At 69.4% G+C, this 16,571-nt stretch carries 11 protein-coding genes; 6 read left to right on the top strand and 5 right to left on the bottom strand.

Annotation, left to right across the window (positions count from 1 at the left end):
* Positions 1–15: 15 nt before the first annotated feature.
* The 6 genes from OYE22_RS06670 to OYE22_RS06645 all read left to right on the top strand — a co-directional run bounded on the left by OYE22_RS06670 (position 16) and on the right by OYE22_RS06645 (position 11,174).
* Complete coding sequence (locus tag OYE22_RS06670) at positions 16–1,524, top strand: hypothetical protein (RefSeq protein ID WP_277319549.1); 1,509 nt, start codon at positions 16–18, stop codon at positions 1,522–1,524.
* Positions 1,521–2,369 (top strand): hypothetical protein, encoded by an 849-nt coding sequence (locus OYE22_RS06665; protein WP_277319548.1) that lies wholly within the window; start codon positions 1,521–1,523, stop codon positions 2,367–2,369. Before OYE22_RS06670 ends, OYE22_RS06665 begins: the two co-directional genes overlap by 4 nt.
* Positions 2,362–6,840: a hypothetical protein gene (locus OYE22_RS06660; RefSeq protein ID WP_277319547.1), complete on the top strand. Its 4,479-nt coding sequence runs from the start codon at positions 2,362–2,364 to the stop codon at positions 6,838–6,840. Before OYE22_RS06665 ends, OYE22_RS06660 begins: the two co-directional genes overlap by 8 nt.
* Before the next feature lie 218 nt (positions 6,841–7,058).
* The gene (locus tag OYE22_RS06655) at positions 7,059–7,994 is read left to right on the top strand and encodes a hypothetical protein (protein WP_277319546.1); all 936 of its coding nucleotides are present in this window, start codon (positions 7,059–7,061) and stop codon (positions 7,992–7,994) included.
* Between the two features lie 473 nt (positions 7,995–8,467).
* Entirely contained in the window at positions 8,468–9,964 is a 1,497-nt protein-coding gene (locus OYE22_RS06650; RefSeq protein ID WP_277319545.1) for a tetratricopeptide repeat protein, read from the top strand.
* A gap of 208 nt (positions 9,965–10,172) precedes the next feature.
* Complete coding sequence (locus OYE22_RS06645) at positions 10,173–11,174, top strand: ferric reductase-like transmembrane domain-containing protein (protein ID WP_277319544.1); 1,002 nt, start codon at positions 10,173–10,175, stop codon at positions 11,172–11,174.
* Between the two features lie 104 nt (positions 11,175–11,278).
* On the opposite strand, the gene OYE22_RS06640 is transcribed toward OYE22_RS06645, so the two are convergent.
* From OYE22_RS06640 to OYE22_RS06620, 5 genes are read right to left on the bottom strand one after another with little or no spacing between them, the layout of a single operon-like run.
* Positions 11,279–12,028, bottom strand: a complete 750-nt coding sequence (locus tag OYE22_RS06640; protein WP_277319543.1) for a class I SAM-dependent methyltransferase — start codon at positions 12,026–12,028, stop codon at positions 11,279–11,281.
* Positions 11,997–13,256 (bottom strand): MFS transporter, encoded by a 1,260-nt coding sequence (locus OYE22_RS06635; protein WP_277319542.1) that lies wholly within the window; start codon positions 13,254–13,256, stop codon positions 11,997–11,999. The genes OYE22_RS06640 and OYE22_RS06635 overlap by 32 nt, the downstream gene beginning before the upstream one ends.
* Entirely contained in the window at positions 13,249–14,508 is a 1,260-nt protein-coding gene (locus OYE22_RS06630; protein WP_277319541.1) for an ATP-grasp domain-containing protein, read from the bottom strand. The genes OYE22_RS06635 and OYE22_RS06630 overlap by 8 nt, the downstream gene beginning before the upstream one ends.
* Complete coding sequence (locus tag OYE22_RS06625; protein WP_277319540.1) at positions 14,505–15,527, bottom strand: cysteine synthase family protein; 1,023 nt, start codon at positions 15,525–15,527, stop codon at positions 14,505–14,507. The genes OYE22_RS06630 and OYE22_RS06625 overlap by 4 nt, the downstream gene beginning before the upstream one ends.
* Positions 15,524–16,528 (bottom strand): hypothetical protein, encoded by a 1,005-nt coding sequence (locus OYE22_RS06620; protein WP_277319539.1) that lies wholly within the window; start codon positions 16,526–16,528, stop codon positions 15,524–15,526. The genes OYE22_RS06625 and OYE22_RS06620 overlap by 4 nt, the downstream gene beginning before the upstream one ends.
* Positions 16,529–16,571: the final 43 nt, after the last annotated feature.

Below are 16,571 nucleotides of genomic sequence, written 5' to 3'. Positions count from 1 at the left end.
GTTACAGTGCCTGCTGTGCGTGGTGAATTGGTTGAGTCATCCGTGAACATGCCGGATGACGGGCTCGTCCGCAGGGTGAAGGCACTGGCTTGCACGGCGCCGCTCCAGGCTCTGGAAGACAACAAGGGGAGCCTGGGGCGCGTCGACGCCCGCCCATACCACATGGTGGAGCTCGCGCTGCACACCATCGACCAGGTGGCGATGGCCATGGACTTCGACAGAGGGGCGGAGCACGCCAAGGTCATTGACCAAGTCAGTCATTTCGCCGCTGTCCAAGTGCCGGAGCAGCGGGGGCACGAGCATCGTGCTGTGGCCGAGTGGGTGCTTCACAAACTTATCAACATCGGCACCCTCGACCGGGGGTTCACCTGGACGTACGGACGGGTGGACGCGGAGGGGGACTACAGCCGCTATGACTTTGACTTCAAGTTGCTCGTGGAGCACTCCACCTCCGACGGGCAGGTGTACTTGCGGGTTACCGACGAAGCCATCAATGTCCTGGTCGGTGCACTTGACACGGACGTGGAGTCGGCGCAGGTAGCAGCCGAGTACAAGCTCGAACACCTCATCACTCGCGGGCGCCTGGAGGACGCGAAACTCGCTGCGGAGCAGGCTAGGTACCGGACCGTTCAATACGGGGAGTACCTGCGGCAGTATCTGGACGCGACCCGGCGGGATGTGCGGACAGTCGACTGGGAGCAGCAGGTCCCCACCCTCCTCGAGGAGGCGCTGGAGCATATCGAGGCTCGCTACCGGCACGAGAGCGCCATCCTGACCAACATCACCGAACATCGAGACGGCGCCCGTGATGCGCGGAAGAAGCAGCAGGCAGCGGGACTTGTCGACATCGTTCGGGACTGCATCCATCGGCACATGCAGTTGCAAACCCGGATACAGGGTGCGGGAGCGCTGTTCCGGGAAGAGCAGGATCGCCAGCAATTCTCCGGCCCACCCCAACGTGCGGCCGTCGATGTCTTCAATCAGGTTCTGGTGCCGCTTCTCGGCATGCCTATCGGTGCTGCCGTGGTACCGGTGGCCGACTTCTTCCGACTCGGGGTGGCGCCCGCGCCGCCAGCGGTGACCTCGTTGAACACGCTCGCGGCAAGGCTGTTGACGGTGCGTACGGAACACAGCGTGTACGCCGGGGCTGTGCCCGTGCCCGATGTGCGACAGGACGCGGACCCCCCGCGATTCAGCGAAGAAGACCAACGCATCGCAAGAAAACTCATCGACCTGGCTGTGGACGAGACCCGCGCCTTGAGCGCCTTGCTGAGCGAGGCGCGCGCTTACGGATCAGCGGTAGAGCGGCTGGTGTTGCGCGACGCCGTGCACGCGTTCAGCCCGGCACTCAGTGAAACCATGCTCCGCGGCGACAGCAGCGTGCTGCTCGCGGTGCCGGTGGCTGAGGAAATCGACAGTCCGTCGTTGGCTGGCGATGAACTACTCGTCTCTCGGGTGCGCTTGGCGGCGCCAGAGGGTGAGTGGGATGACGACGGTTCGGGAGACGAGGAGTTCGACGAGTGACGTCGACCATCACCATGGACGACGCCGAGGACGCCGCGAAGCTCATCGCCTTTGGCATGCGTCCGCGGCAGCGGCCTGCCAAGGATCGGGCCTACCGGGACCTGGTGATCAAGTATCGAACCGAGAGCGACTTCCAGAGGCTGGTGGAACGCACGGCGCGGGGCCTGGGGCTGAAGGTCCTTGGCGCGACCGAGGACATCGGTGTGGCCTTGGCAGCATTGCCGAACTCGGTTTTCGAAACGAAAATCGAGGACTATGTGCGGCTCGGCAAACAGCGTGGCGAGGGCGAGAGGCTGTTGCACGGCATCATCCACCTGGCCGTCGCCGCTCTGGCCTTTCCGCGCCCCGACGACTTGGCCAACGACGGCTACACGGGGCGGGTCAGCGTCGAGGCCGTGGACAGGGCCGTACGCGACACCTGCGACCGGCTGCGCGAGAAGGTGGCGGCAGCGGAGGCTGGCGAGGACACACCCACTGACTCGCCTGAGTTGGAGAAGGTGTGGAGCGCGTATACCCGCCGGCCGGAAGCGGCACTGACCAAGGACGGCAGGCTGGCGATGAACTCGACCAAGGGCATGATCGCCAGGGCGCTCAACTTCCTTACGGATCAGGGGTTTCTGGCGGTCGCGGGCGCGGGGGAGGACGGCTGGTACCGGACAACCCCGCGTTATCAACTCCAGGTCCGCGAGTTGGCAGCGACCAGCGCTTTCGAGGAGTTGCTCGCTCTCGGGATCGTACCGATCTCCTCGCGTGGCACTCTACGTACCGCCCGGCAGGACTCCGCGGACCGGGCCACCGATACAGCAGCCTCCGATGCGGCGGACGAAGGGCTCTTTCATGTATGAGCTGTCCCGTGTCCTGCTACGAGGGGTGGGGCCACAGTCCGCACGATACGAGGACGTCCTCCTCGATTTCAGTGGGGTCGGTGCACCAGTGGCCAACAGTCGGCAGGGTGACATCTTCGACATCGCGGAGCGACCACGCCGTCCCTCGCCGGCGAGTGTGCTGTTCCTGGAGAACGGTGGAGGCAAATCGGTACTGATCAAGCTCATATTCTCGGTTGTGCTTCCCGGGCGGCGAAACACCGTGGGTACCCGCAACCCCCGCACACTGGAGGGCTTCGTACGACGCGGGGATGTGGCGCACGTCGTGTTGGAGTGGACCCACGTGGCAAGCGGCAAACGGCTGGTGACCGGAAAGGTGAGCCAGTGGAAGGAACGCCGGACATCCGACGAATCCGATCTGGTCGAGCGCTGGTACCACTTCCGCCCGGGACTCACGCTCGACCTGGAAACCCTCCCGGTTGAGGAGGACGGCAACTACATAGGCCTCACCGAGTATTGCGAGCGGCTCAGGCTCGCCGACATCGAGGAACCCGCGCTTGGCTACCGCAACTTCCAACTCCACGGGGAGTGGACGGATCGCCTCATGGCCCTGGGCCTCGACCCTGAGCTTTTCCGCTACCAGCGGGCGATGAACGACGACGAGGGCGAGGCGGCGGACGCGTTCTCACTCGGCAGCGACCAGGCGTTCGTCAATTTCCTGCTGAGTGCGGTGTTGCCGCTCCAGCCAGCCCGGGACCTCGCCGAAGTGCTGGGTACGTACGCCGACAAACTGGCGGACCGCGGCGTCATGGAATTGGAGAAGACGTTCGTCGAGGAAGCCTTGGCGGTGTTGGTACCCCTGAGCGAGGCGCGTGAGAAAAGCATCGCTGCCGCTGCGAAACAGCGGGGAACTCGGGTCGCACTGGACCGCTTTATCCATCAGGTCAGGGCGCGTGCTACGCAGGAGAAGCAGGCGTTCGCAGATCGCGCCCAGGGTGTCGTGCAACTGAAAGACGAGGTCCGTCGGGCACAGGACCGTCACCAGCACGCCACGGCCGTCGCCGCGGAACTGTCGCGGTCGGTCGCCGAGTTGAGGCTGGCGGAGGCTGAGCGGGACCACCACGCGGCCGAGCGGGAGTGGGAGAAGGCTGTAGCGGTCGAGACAGGTTGGCAGGCCGTCCCCGCTGTGCTCCGGGACCTGGAGGCCGTGGCGGTGGCCCAGCGGCTGCGGGCCCGGGTTACCGAGACGGAGGCAGCGGCACGCCCCGCGCTCGATGCGCGCGACGAGGCCGCGCGTGTGCTGTGGCACGCACTACGCGGCATGGTGCGGAACCTGACCGATGAGGCGGATGGGCTCGGTGAGCGTGCCACCGAGTGCGACGGGGAAGCTCGTAGCGCGCAGTCGGAGTACGAAGCGGCTGTCGCCGCGGCAGCGGAGGGGGAAGCGAAGGCCGGGGCCCTGGATGGACGGGTCACCGAGGTGCAGGAGGCGGTCGCGGGCGCGGTTCGCGAAGGCTTGGTCCCCGACGGGCTGGAAGTGGCGGACGCCGCTGCCCAGGCCGAGTCCGAAGCCGCAGCGCACCGTGAGCGAGTAGGCGAAGGCGCGCGAGCGGTGGAGCGCCTGGAACGCGAGTACCAAGAGGCGGAGAAACAGGACGAGGTGACGCGCGGCGAGCTTGCCAGTGCCCACCACGCCCACGACATCGCTCGCCGCGAGTACAAGGCCGCTGACGACACCATGCGACGGCTCGCAGAGGACCTCCAACACGCGGGTATCTACAGCGGTGAGGTGGGCGAACTCGACATCGAGGCCGCCGGGCTCGCAGACCGGTTGGCCCACGCGCAGGGGGATGCCGAAACCGCCCGAATCGACGTCCGCATCGCCATGGTGGCCGATGAGCGTGCACTCACCTCGTTGGAGACGAACGACCTGCTGCCCTCGTCGCTGGAGGCGGTGCGGGTCTGTGAAATGTTGCACGAGCGGCAGATTCCCGCCTGTACTGGTTGGGAGTACCTCGCCTCCATCCCCGACGTGCAGCGTCGCGCGGAGCTTGTCGACCAGTTTCCCCAGTTGGCGACTGGTGTGCTTTGCAACGATGCCGAGCAGCTTGAGCTGGCTGCCGAGATCCTCGGGGACGCGGGCGTCACCGTGACCGGCTTCATCGCCCTGGGGACTACGACCTCGCTCCACGGAGAGGGCGGCCTGCCTCCGGGCGCCTCCTTCGTCGTGCCGCCTCATCCCGCGCTGTACGACGAGCGGGTCGGCGAATCGGAACGCCTTGTGCTGACGGCTCGACGGGACGATCACCGCCGGCGGCTAGCCGAGCTGGATGAGACACTCCGTACCCATGGGCGCTTCGCGGCCAGGCTTGCGCAGTGGAGGGACGCCTGTCCGCCGGGGCGCCTCGCCGCACTGCATGACGCGATGGTGAGTGCGGAAGAAGTGGCCCACACTGCCCGCGGCGCGGCAGCCGTCGCGAGGGGCCTCAAGGAGACCAAAGCCGAGGCGTTGCGGACGGCACGCGATGAGCTTTCCGGACTGCGGGACGGCCAGCCGCGTCTGGACCGCCGGGTGGAAGCACTGCGAGTGCTCGTTCGTTCGACGGCACGCGTGCCGGGCTGGCAAGCTGAAGCGCTGCGGATGCGGGGGTCGGCCCGCGAGCACCGGCAGGTCGCGGTCGCGGCCCGGGCACGCATGGAGGCCGCCCAGCAAGCCGCTGCGGACGCCCGGCGCGCGGCCGACGTCCTGCGGGGCACGGTGGTCCGTGCGGAGGAGGAACTGGCCGGGCTGCCGATTCGAGAATCCGAATACGATGCTGACGAGCCGCACACCACGCTGGACCAGCCGTTGGAAGTGCTGCGCCGCCTTTACCGCAGCGCCGCCGACGAGTACGAGCGACTGGCCGTGGGCGCGAGTCTCAAGGCCGACCTTGACCAGGCCGAACGGGAGGAAAGGGCCGCGGGAAAGGCCTTGGCCTCCATTGGCGAGAGCGAGCGCGCCATGGCGCGCGAGCTACTCACGGGGGCCGAGGGGGTAGACAGCGCTGCCTTGGATGCTGGCCGGTCGCGCGCCAAACGGCAGGTGGCCTCGGCGCGCGCGCGACTGGACGCGGTGTACGAGGTCGTGGTGCGATGCCGGACCGCGCTGGACGCCATCGGAGAGGCTCCCCCCGGCGCGGGAACCGTCGACCTGGCACCGTTCGAGTCACCGCGTGATGCCGCACACGGTGAACGCATGACCGCCGCGGCAGAGCAGGCACGGGACGAGGCTGCGGCGCTCGCCGACGAACTGCGTCATCTGCTGGACAAACTCGTTGAGGAGCAAGCCGAGGCTCGTCAGACCGCGCGCGCCTTCACGACCCTGGTCGATCTCCTCGGGAAACCGTCCGAGGAAGACGTCAAGCAGCGCACTGAAGTGATCGAGGCGGTTCCGGTGTACGAGGGCGACGCGGCTGGCGCTCGTGAACGTCACGACGCGTTGCTCGCCGACCACACCGATGCCCAGCGGGCCGCAGCGGATGCGGAGAGCGCCGAGCGGACACTCGCCGACCGTCTCGCCGCACGCGCGGCGGACTCCCGCTTCGAGGAACTCCAGTCGCCAAGCCGCCGCATCATGCTTAGTACGCCCCGGGAGGACCTGCCTGACCGAGCCGGGACATGGGCCGCGGACCTACGGCCTCGACTGCGGACGTTGGAGATCGACCTGGACTCCATCGACCGGCATCGTCAGCAGATAGTGCTCCAGTTCGTCCAACAGGTACGGGACGCGCTCCGCACCCTGAAACGGGCCCAGAGGTTGTCTCAACTGCCGGAAGGTCTCGGTAGCTGGTCCGGCCAGCAGTTCCTGCAAATCACCTTCCCCGAGGTCACCGACGAGGTGCTCGCGGAACTCCTGGGTCGGGTCGTCGACACCGCCGCGGTGGAAGGACTAGCCCGCCGGGGGAGCAGGGACGCTCGTCAACTCGTGTTGAAGGGCGTCGAGGCCGCGGTCGCGCCGAAAGGCTTCCGCGTGACCGTGCTCAAGCCGGACATCGGGCTGGCCGTGGAGCGGGTCCGGGTAGCGGAGAGCAAGGACATCTTCTCCGGGGGACAGATCCTTACCGCTGCCATCGTCCTGTACTGCACGATGGCAGCGCTCCGCGCCAACGATCGGGGACAGGCACGGCGCCAGTACTCCGGGGTGCTCTTCCTCGACAACCCGATCGGCCGCGCCTCGGCCCTCTACCTGCTCCGACTCCAGCAAGCGGTGGCCAAGGCGCTCGGCGTTCAGCTGGTGTACACCACGGGACTGTATGACAAGGTCGCTTTGGACGTCTTTCCGCTCGTCATCAGGATGCGCAACGACGCCGACCTCCGGGCACGGCGGCGATACCTCTCGGTGGCGGACCGGTCCGTGGGGCAGCACATCGACTCCCTGCGGGACGGTGCGGGAGGGGACATCACGGTCGTCCGCCACTTCCAGCGCCCGACCGACGAGGCGGTGGCCGGGTGACGCCGGGCATAGAGCGCCTGTCTACAGACCTCCTGGAGAGCCTGTACCGGTGGGCCGAGTCGAGAAGGTGGAACGGTTATCAGGCGAAGCAAGTCCGAGGGCCTGAACTGCTCGAAGCGTTTCGAGCTGTCTACCGGGCAGGCCCAGACAGCGACCCGGAGGAGGAGACGTTGCGTCGATGCCTGGCCACCCTCGCCTCCTCGGGTCGGGTTCGGCTCATGCGAGAGAAGGCGGGCGAGCCACCGGGGGCCCACCTGCTTCCCGTACGTGGGGCACCGGAGCCCAAGGCAAGGCGCCGGGGCCTCTACCACCCCGCCCTCCATGCGCTGATCAAGGAACAGAGAAGGGCCACTCCGCGCCAGGAACTCGCCTATACGGCCGTCAGTAACTGGCTGCACGCACTGCGTGGCCCGGTGCTCAAGGTTCCGCTGCGGGAGCGAGCCCTGGAGATCTTTGGGAGGCGCGAGTACACCGCGGAGTTCCCGGAGCCCGAGAAGTGCCTGGACCACAAAGGGTTCGGTGGTCCACTGTTCGAGAAACGCGCTGACTTCTATGACCTGATCAGAGCTTTTCCCACTGACCCACCTCTCCTCAACGCCCGTTTCTCCGAGTTCAGCCCTGTCGCTCAGAGCACCTCACTGAGCGACGGCGACCTTCTCCTCGTCGTCGAGAACTCGGCCACGTACACCTCCCTCGTACGTCGGCTGCGCGAGCTTGAGCACCACCACCGCATCGGTTGTGTGGCCTGGGGGGTGGGGCGTTCCTTCACGGCGTCGGTGCGCACCATCAGTGACCACCATGGCGCTGATGGGCAGGGCAGAGCGCGGTTCAGGGAGATCCGATACTTCGGTGACCTCGACGTCAGTGGTCTGGAGATCCCACTCAAGGCGCGGGATGCGGCTGCCGACCTAGGGCTGAGGGTGGTTCCCACGCCTGTGCTCTACCGGGACTTGGTCACCATGGGCACTCCCCTTCCGGGCAAGGAGCGCAGCCGCACGCGTGAGGAGGCGGAGACCTTGGCGAACTGGTTGGGCGGAGGCCATCACTTCGAACCTGTCGTGGACGTTCTTATGAAAGGAGAGCGCTGGGCTCAGGAAGGCGTGGGTTTGCGTCATCTGAGCACGACCAGCGACTGGTTGACTGACATGCGATGACGGCGGGGGCCCGAGTGAGCAACGAGACGGCTGCGCCGTGGGTGCGCGCGCCTGGAGCAGGGGCGCGGCCTGGGACGGGGGCCATACCGCCGCGCAACCCGCGCTTCCGGGGACGGCGACGCCAGTTGGACATGCTTGATCAGCGCCTGTCTCAGACTTCTTGGGGGACGACCGTCCTCGTTGGCCCCTTCGGTGTCGGTAAGCGCCACATCGCTGCTGAGTGGGTGCACCGCAATGCCTTGAGATTTGGTTCTGTCTGCTGGGTCAGGGCCGCGGACATCGACTTGGCCCAGGGGCATCCGGCGACGGAGCCAAAGTCCGCCGCAGCCCATGACGGCCGGCCCACTCTGATGGTGATCGACGGCTTACGCCACTGGTCCGACTACGAGCGATGGCACAGTCACTGCGCAACCGGGCACGTACTGATCACGTCCCCTGGATCGGCGGCCGAGTGGGGTGGGTGGGCGGAGGTCGTGCCCGTTCCTCCTTGGAACACACAGGAGGCAATCGACTACCTCCGTACGAACATCGACTCGCTCGGCGCTGAGGACGCCGCGCAGATCGCGGCTGCCTTGGGTAATCTCCCCCTGGCACTCGCCTATGCGGAAGCTTGGCTAAAGCGGGGTTACACGGCCGACGGATTTCTGAATGCGCTGCGCGCCAACCCCCGCGCGGTCCTCGGTGCGGGCGGCCCAGATCGCTACCCCGGGTCCCTTATCGACCGAATCGACGAGGCGCGCGAAACCCTTGCCGCCACGGACCGATGGATAGCCCACCTGCTGAACGGGGCAGCCTTACTCGGCCCCACCCCCCTGCCTGCCCGCTCTATCAGGCCGCGCCCCCTATATCGGCCCGTCGATGACACGTTGAGCACGGAGATCGTCCTCGGCCCTGGCGAGTTGAGCAAGGCGTTTCCCGTCTTGGGCAAGAGTGGTTTGAGTTCCTTCTGTGACGCTCGCCTGCGTGTGAGTCCGGTGTACTGCGCGACCGTACGTGGCCTGCTTTCCCAGGAGGAGATGCGCCAGGCCGCCCGCTCGGCCGATGTCTTGCTGATGGCGTTGGACCCCCGCGGCACTCGGCTGGACCGACGCGTGATGGTGGAGCGATGGAAGCCCGTACTGTCGTCCTTCCTCGCCCGTGACCCGCATGAGGCCACCACCGGCGAGGTTCTGGGCGCGCTGGCTGCGGCTTACGACCATATGACCGACCTCGGGCGCTGGCGAGAGGTTCTGGCGAGGATGGAGACGCTGTACCGGCGCGGGCTGGAACTGTTCACGCAGGACAATGCGGCCGTCCTGGGCGTTGGTGACGTCCTCCAGCGCGCATACACGTCCGCACGCCGCTATGCCGATGCGGTGCAATTGGGGACGGCGCTGCGAGAGTGTCGCCTGTCACTGCATGGGGCCGTGGGGATCGACACGCTGAGGTGCTCCTCCGCCCTGATCATCCCGCTGGGGAGTGGTGGACACATCGCGGACGCGGTGGAACTCGCCCAGGAAACCCTCCTGGCGCAGACCACTCGGCTGGGCGCCGACAATCCAGACACCTTGCTCACCCAGAGTCGTCGTGCTGTTGCCGAGCGCATGGCCGGGCGTTGGCGGGATGCCGTGGCGATTGGCGAAGCTGTCCGCATGGCTCAGCAGCGCGTCTTGGGGCGAGAGCACCCGGACGTTCTCTCCACCGGCTACGAGCTGGCGTGCGCTTATCGGAACTCGGTGGTGCATACCGAGGACGCCCTTCATTTGTTCACCGAGACACTCCATTCGCAAGGCCAGGTGCTCGGTGATGACCACCCTGCTACGGCACGTACGGCCGTGAGCTTGGAACTCATGCATGTCGATGTATACGGGACATTGCGGGACGCCGAGCGTTGCGGGGCCGCGTTGGAGCGGCTTCGGCGTGAGTTCGGGGCGGAGGACAGGGACGTGGACCGGCTTGAGCAGATACGCCAGGCCTGGCGGCTGAGCTGACGAAGAAGCGGTCCGCGAGTAGGGAGGGGCAGGTGCGCTGTCAAGGCGGGGCGTGCGTGCAAGGACCCGGGCCCCCGCCCGCCCCGAACCCCTATCTGGCTGAATCGCGCACTCCGCTACCCCGGCCGTCTCCGTCACACTTGGCCCGTACGACACGCGCGCCACCCCCGCCACCTTTCGCGGTGGCCCGTGATCGGGAGGCTCAGGCATGGTGCCGGATGTGAGGTCGGAAGGGGCCGAGGTCACCGCTTCGCGCGTACGTGATCGGCGGGCGGCCGATCGCGTCGGGTTGTGGGGGGATCTGAGGGCCGCCGTGCCCGATGCCGCCGCCGCGTTGGTGGTGACGGCGGGGGTGTTCGTCTTCCTCTACGTTCGCATGGACTCGGGGGCCTCGTCGACGGTCGCGGTCATGCCGTTCATGGACGATCCCCGCACCTACTGGATGTACCTGCTCAGCCAGGCGTTCGGCTGGTCGGGGCTGTTGTGGGCGTGGGGCACCGTCATGCTCGGGCTGCTGTTGTCAGGGCCCGGGGTGGCGCGGTTGCCGGTCTCCCGGCAGGTGTTGGAGCGGTGGCACCGCACCACGAGCCTGACCACGATGGCCCTCATGGCGGCGCACGCGATCATGTTCGCGGCGGAACTCGTGCGCTACGAGACCAAACTGGGGTGGATCGACCGGCTGTGGGCCGGGTTCGCCGACAGCTTCGTGCCCGGCTGGTACGACTCCGGGACCGGCCGGACGGCCATTCCGATCGGACAGGGCGCCCTCTACCTGGCCGTTCCGCTGGGTCTGCTGTTCTACGTGCGGCACCGCATCGGGCCGAACACCTGGCGGCGACTGCATCGCTTCGTGATCGTGGTGTACGTGCTGAGCGTGTGGCACACGCTGCTGTACGGCACCAACGTCTGGTACGACGAGTGGCCGCGCACCGTGCTGTGGCTGCTGCAACTGCCCATCGCCGCCCTGTTCCTGCTGCGGCTGGTGCGGCCCGCGCGGCGCGCCGAGCGGCTGGGCGTCGCTGAGCGGCGGGCGGCGGGATCGCCCCGGCAGGGTTGGGCGGGGCGGGCCGCGGGTCGGGTCGCCGTCGCGCTGGTCGGCGCCACCGTCGTCGGGGTGATCGCGGTGGTGGTCTCCGGGCACGACGGCGGGCGCGCCCGGCCAGCTGATCCGCCCGCGACGGTGCCCCACGAGCAGGAGGGGACGCCGTAGCCCGCACTGCCGGAGCGAACCCGCACCGCCCGGGCAAGCACGCACCCACGGAGCGAGCCCGGAGCAGCCGGCGCCCCCGGGCGGTGCGGGTCCTGGGCCCGCCGCTACTCCTCCCGGGTCGCCCGCAGGATGAGCCGTTGGGCGTCCTGGTCGTAGGGGCGGCCGTCGAAGTCGCCGAAGACCTCGACGCGGCCGAAGCCCGCCTCCCGTGCCATCCGCCGCAGCTCCACCGCGCTGTAGACGAACCACACCAGCGAGGCCCGGGTGACCCGGTCGCCGCGGACCAGTACCCAGTCGCTGCGCAGCCTGGCCCAGTCGTCGAGGACCGTGTCGGTCTGGACGAGCAGGTCGTCGCCGCGCCGCACCACCTTCGGTGGCGTGACCCGGCCGGCCAGCAACTCCTTGCCCGCCAGGTCCAGGAGCAGGGTGCCGCCGGGGACCAGGCTGTCGTGCATGGTGCGCAGGGCCCGCGCGTTGTCGGCGGGGTCCTCGAAGTAGCCGAACGAGGTGAACATGTTCAGCACCACGTCGAATGCGCCGGGTTGGGCGTACGCGCGTACGTCGGCCTCCACGTACGTGGCCGGCGCCGAGCGCTCGGCCGACAGCGCGCGGGCCCGTTCCAGCATGGCCGGGCTGCGGTCCACGCCGGTCACGGCGTAGCCGCGGCGGGCCAGCGGCACGGTGAACACGCCCGGCCCGCAGCACAGGTCGAGCACGCGTGCCCCGGCGGGCAGGTTCAGCAGCGGTGAGGTGTCCAGGAGGTCCTCGGCCTGGGTGAACCGCTGGTCGGAGAAGAGGAAGTCGTAGAACTCGGTCCAGAAGTCATCGTCCTGGAACCCGCCCGTGTGTGTCATGGGGCTTCGGTGCTCCTTCGGTGTCGCCGGGTTGGTCGGGGGACGTCGCCGTACGGCCGCGCAGCGCGAGCAGCAGCGGGGGGAGCAGCAGGCACTGGGCCGAGGCCAGGAGCCAGAACCAGCCGGTGTCGCCGGCGCGTTCGCCGAGGCCGTACAACTGGCCGCCCAGGACGCCGCTCGCGCAGGCGCCCAGGCCCGCGGCGAGCCGTTGCTGGCCGAAGACGACCGCGTCGGAGCGGTCGCCGCGGCGCAGGGCCTCCAGGTCGTTCTTGAGGAAGAGCACGATGTCGCCGAGGGTGATCAGCGCCCCGCCGGCCAGCAGCGCCGGCCGGGTGCCAACGGCCAGCACGGCCAGGCCCACGGCCAGGCCGGCGAAGCCGACGGCGAGCGCCAGGGCGTACGGCATGCGCCGGATGAGCCCGGAGGCGAGCGGCTGGACGACGATGACCAGCGCGAAACAGAGCAGCAGCACCAGGCTGTAGAACTCGCTCGAAGCCCGTTCGACCGCGTAGACGGCCAGATAGTGCTGGAAGTGGAAGTAGAGGTAGAAGGAGAGGGCGCACGCGGCGAACGGCAGGACGGGCAGGCCGGACAGCAGGCCACGCGGGGTGGCCTCGGTGGCCGGTCGCCGCTCGCCGTCGGGGGCGGGCAGCCGGGCGTGGCCCGCCGTGACCGCGACGAACAGCGCCGTGACGGCCAGGAAGAGCCACCCGGGCGAGGAGAGCACGAACGGCCCGGCGATCAGTGGGCCCACGGCCATGCCCGCGTTCAGCGCCGCGTTGCCCGCCGACAGGTACGCCGGGCGCCGCTCCTCGGCCACGCCGTGCACCAGGTACGCCTTGTTCGCCGGCAGGTAGAGCGCCGCGCCGCAGCAGGTGAGGATGAGCGCCGCGACGGCCAGCGGCGGCCACCGCAGCGCGAGCAGCAGGCCCACGAACCCGGCTGTGCGCACTACCAGCGCGCACAGCATGGTGCGCCGCAGCCCGATGCGCTCCGCGAGCGCCCCGCCCACGATCCCGCCGGAGAACTGCACGAGGGACGCCACGGCCAGCACAAGGCCGACGGCGCCAAGGCCCATGCCCAGCCGTTCGTGCAGGAACACCGACATGAACGGCAGCACCATGAAGCTGCCGAGGGGGATCAGGAAGGAGCTGAGCAGCAGGAAGCGCAGCGGGCCGTTGAGCGCGGCCAGCGCGGCGCGCGGGCCCTCGCGCGGGGGCTCAGCCATCGCCGGGCGGGTTCCCCGCCTGGTCGGGCAGGGGCGTCGTGCGTACGCGCAGGGTGTTGGCGGCGGCCACGGCCCGGTGCGTGGCGAGTTCGGCGGTCTCGGCCTCCGCGTAGACGATGCCCGCGTAGCCCCGGCTGTCCGTGAGGTGCTCGATCCGGTCGCCGGGACGCTTGGTCGGGTACCAGGCCGGCGCGCCCGGCATGTCCGCCAGCCGTTCCACGCCCGTGACCTCGGTGAACACGCCGGGCTCGGCCGGGTAGCCGAGGACGAAGGCGACGGCGGGCCCGCCGGGGAGTTCGGCGTCGAGCAGGCGGGGGCGACGGCCGACGGCCGCCTCGACCATCGCCTCGTACACGTTGGTGCCAAGCGCCCGGCACAGGCCCTCGCCGACCAGGGCGCCCCCGATGCGCGGGTTGACCTCCACCACCTCCGGGCCGTCGGTGGTGAGCACGAACTCCAGGTGGGCGAAGCGGTCGGTGTAGCCGATCGCGGCCAGCACCTGGTCCAGCCACCGTTCGAGGGCGTCCAGCTGCTCGGTGGGGAAGGCGACGGGGAACGCGGTGATCTCCTCGCGGAAGGACGGTTCCGCCGACATCAGCCGGCTGGAGACGCCGAGCAGTCGGGTGTGGCCGGCCCAGGTAAGGGTCTCGGCGCTGTAGACGGGGCCGCTGAAGTACGGTTCGGCGAACAGGCGGCCCATCAACTGACCGTCGGCGGCCCTGTCCAGCGCGGCCTGCCACTCGCTCTCGTCCCGGACCAGGTACACGTTCTGGCTGCCGGTGCCCGCCGTGTCCTTGAGCACGGCCGGCAGCCCCACCTCCTTCAGCAGCGCGGCCCGTAGCGCCCGGTCGCGCGCGGCCTCGCCGGCCTCCACGGCCCGCCCTCGGGTGAGGCCCGCCGCGTGCAGCCGGTTGCGCACGGCGGCCTTGTCGCGGGTCAGCCGCAACGCCGCGGCGTCGAGCCCCGGCAGGCCGAAGCGGGCGGTCAGCTCCGCGCCGACCAGCGTCCAGGTGTCGGTGGAGCTGATCAGGCCGCGCAGCCCGGGGGTGGCGGCCAACTCGGCGGCCACCCGCTCGGTGTCGAACGTGTCGACCTCCATGACGTCGAGCGCGCCGGCGGGTAGCCGGCCCAACTCGTACGCGTAGTACGACGGGTCGCGGGTCAGCAGCCGCAGCCGCTCGCCCAGCGCGTCGGCGGCGCGTACCAGGTGGCCCAGGCCGAAGGTGAGTGATTCCAGGCAGACCACGCTCATGCCGCCCGCTCCTTCCAGTGGGCCGGGCACGCGCCACGGTTCCAGGCCATCGCGGACCAGGGCATGGACATCTGCGCGGGGTCGGCGATCTCCACGGGTCCCAGCGAGGCGACGTCGAGGGCCTCGGCGTGCCGGGCGAAGACGCGCTCGACGTAGCGGTGTCCGGTGTCGGCGGCGATGATCAGGTGCAGCCGGTCCGGGTGGCGGCGGGCGTCGTCCGTGGCGGCCAGGTAGGCGGCGCCGGTGGACAGGCCGGCGAAGACGGCGTGTTCGCGCAGCAGGGCGACGGCGCCGGACAGGGCGTGTCGGAAGTCCATCCAGTGGATGGCGTCGTACAGGTCGTGCCGGACGTTGTCGAAGACGATCGAGGAGCCGATGCCCGCGATGATGGCCTCCGGGTCGTGGTGGTCCTGGCTGCCGAAGGTGACGCTGCCGAACGGCTGCACCCCCACCAGGCGCACCGACGGGTCCGTGCGCCGCAGGTGCGCCACGAGGCCGCCGGTCGAGGCACCCGAGCCGACGCCGCCGACCACGGTCAGCGGCTGGTCGGGGAAGGCCGCCGCGAGGGTGTCGGCGACCTCGCGGTAGCCGAGGTAGTGGATGGCGTCGTGGTACTGGCGCATCCAGTGCACGTCGGGGCGCTCGGCGATGATCTCGCGCACCCGCCGCACCCGCAGTTCCTGGTCGAGCTTGAGGTCGGCCGAGGGCCGCACCTGTTCCACGGTGGCGCCCAGTATTTCCAGTTGGGCGCGGGTGGTGGCGTCCACGGTGGTGGAGGCCACGATGTGGCAGCGCAGGTGGTAGCGGTGGCAGGCCAGCGCGAGGGCGTACGCGTAGATGCCGCTTGAGCTGTCGATGAGCGTCTGTCCCGGGCGCACCGTGCCCTGGTCCAGGAGGTGGCGGACGGCCGCGAGGGCCGAGTAGATCTTCATCGACTCGAAGCGGATGAGGACCGTGTCATCGGTGAGTCGGACGAGGTCGGGGACCTTCAGGGCGTCGGCGATGTGGGGGTGGATCACCCGTAGCCTCCTTGGGCGAATGAGCACTGGTGGCCGAGCGAGTGGAAGAAGGCGGACAGTTCGGACTTCGCTTCGGCGTGGGGACGGTGGGCGAAGAGGTAACCGATCAGGGAGCCGGTGTGGGCGACGAAGACCCCGTCGGCCCCGAAGCGCTCACGGTGGGCCAGCACGCGCTCGAACGTCCGCTTGGGCAGGACCTGTTGGGAGAGCGTGGCGCTGGTGGTCGCCGCCCGGGCGACGGCGGCCGGGTCGGCGGACTCGAATCCCTTGAGCAGGTCGGCCAGGCACCGCTCGTACTCGCTCGCCCGCCGCGCGTAGTGCCGCAGCAGCGGCGCGGTGACGGCGCTGGTGTCCACGGTGCCGGGCTCGGTGACGAACGCGGTGTGGAAGCCGATGTCGGTGCCCAGCGTGCGCACCACCTGGTGGCGGGCGCTGAGGTGGAGCGCGAACTCGTCGAGGAAGACGCTGTCGGCCCGCTCGATCGCCGCCAGCACGCCGGTCACCACGCCTTGGTCGTAGGGCAGGCCGAAGAGGCGGAACAGGCAGCGCAGCGTCGCCACGATGTCGGCGGTGGAGCTGGCCATCCCCACGCCGACGCGCAGTTCGGAGTGGGTGCGCCAGTGGCCGGGCGGCAGGCGCAGGCCGAAGTGGTCCAGGAAGAGACGGACCGCGCGCGCCGCTTTCTCGCCCGGCGGCAGCGCCCCCGGGCGACCGGCGCCCGGCGTGAAGTACGCCCAGGAGTGCCGGTCCACGGGGAACGAGACGAGGGCGATGTCCGGGGCGCCGCCGGCGCGCAGCGGCCCCTGGTACAACTCGCCCAGCGTGCCGTGACAGACGCCGGCGGCGGTGCGGGGGCCGGGAACGGCGCCGGGGCCGGGGACAGTGCCGGCGGCCGACGGGCCGCCCAGGGTGGCGGGGGGCGCCGACGGCGCGGGTCTGGGCGCGGCCGGGTGTGGCTCGGCCGGTGGCTGGCCCGGGCGCGGACTTCCGTGACCATGCACGCGTCCTCCCTCGTCGTCCCGCGCCCCGAGCGCCGACCGGAAG

The organism is Streptomyces sp. 71268 (assembly GCF_029392895.1).
GTDB lineage: Bacteria > Actinomycetota > Actinomycetes > Streptomycetales > Streptomycetaceae > Streptomyces.
This window is presented reverse-complemented; position numbering and strand designations above follow the sequence as displayed.

What these genes read in the sequence shown, in the direction of transcription:
- OYE22_RS06645 (WP_277319544.1), top strand. Translation starts at nt 10,173, where the DNA reads ATGGTGCCGGATGTGAGGTCGGAAGGGGCCGAGGTCACCGCTTCGCGC.
- OYE22_RS06630 (WP_277319541.1), bottom strand. Translation starts at nt 14,508, where the DNA reads ATGAGCGTGGTCTGCCTGGAATCACTCACCTTCGGCCTGGGCCACCTG.
- OYE22_RS06635 (WP_277319542.1), bottom strand. Translation starts at nt 13,256, where the DNA reads ATGGCTGAGCCCCCGCGCGAGGGCCCGCGCGCCGCGCTGGCCGCGCTC.
- OYE22_RS06655 (WP_277319546.1), top strand. Translation starts at nt 7,059, where the DNA reads ATGCGAGAGAAGGCGGGCGAGCCACCGGGGGCCCACCTGCTTCCCGTA.
- OYE22_RS06640 (WP_277319543.1), bottom strand. Translation starts at nt 12,028, where the DNA reads ATGACACACACGGGCGGGTTCCAGGACGATGACTTCTGGACCGAGTTC.
- OYE22_RS06660 (WP_277319547.1), top strand. Translation starts at nt 2,362, where the DNA reads ATGTATGAGCTGTCCCGTGTCCTGCTACGAGGGGTGGGGCCACAGTCC.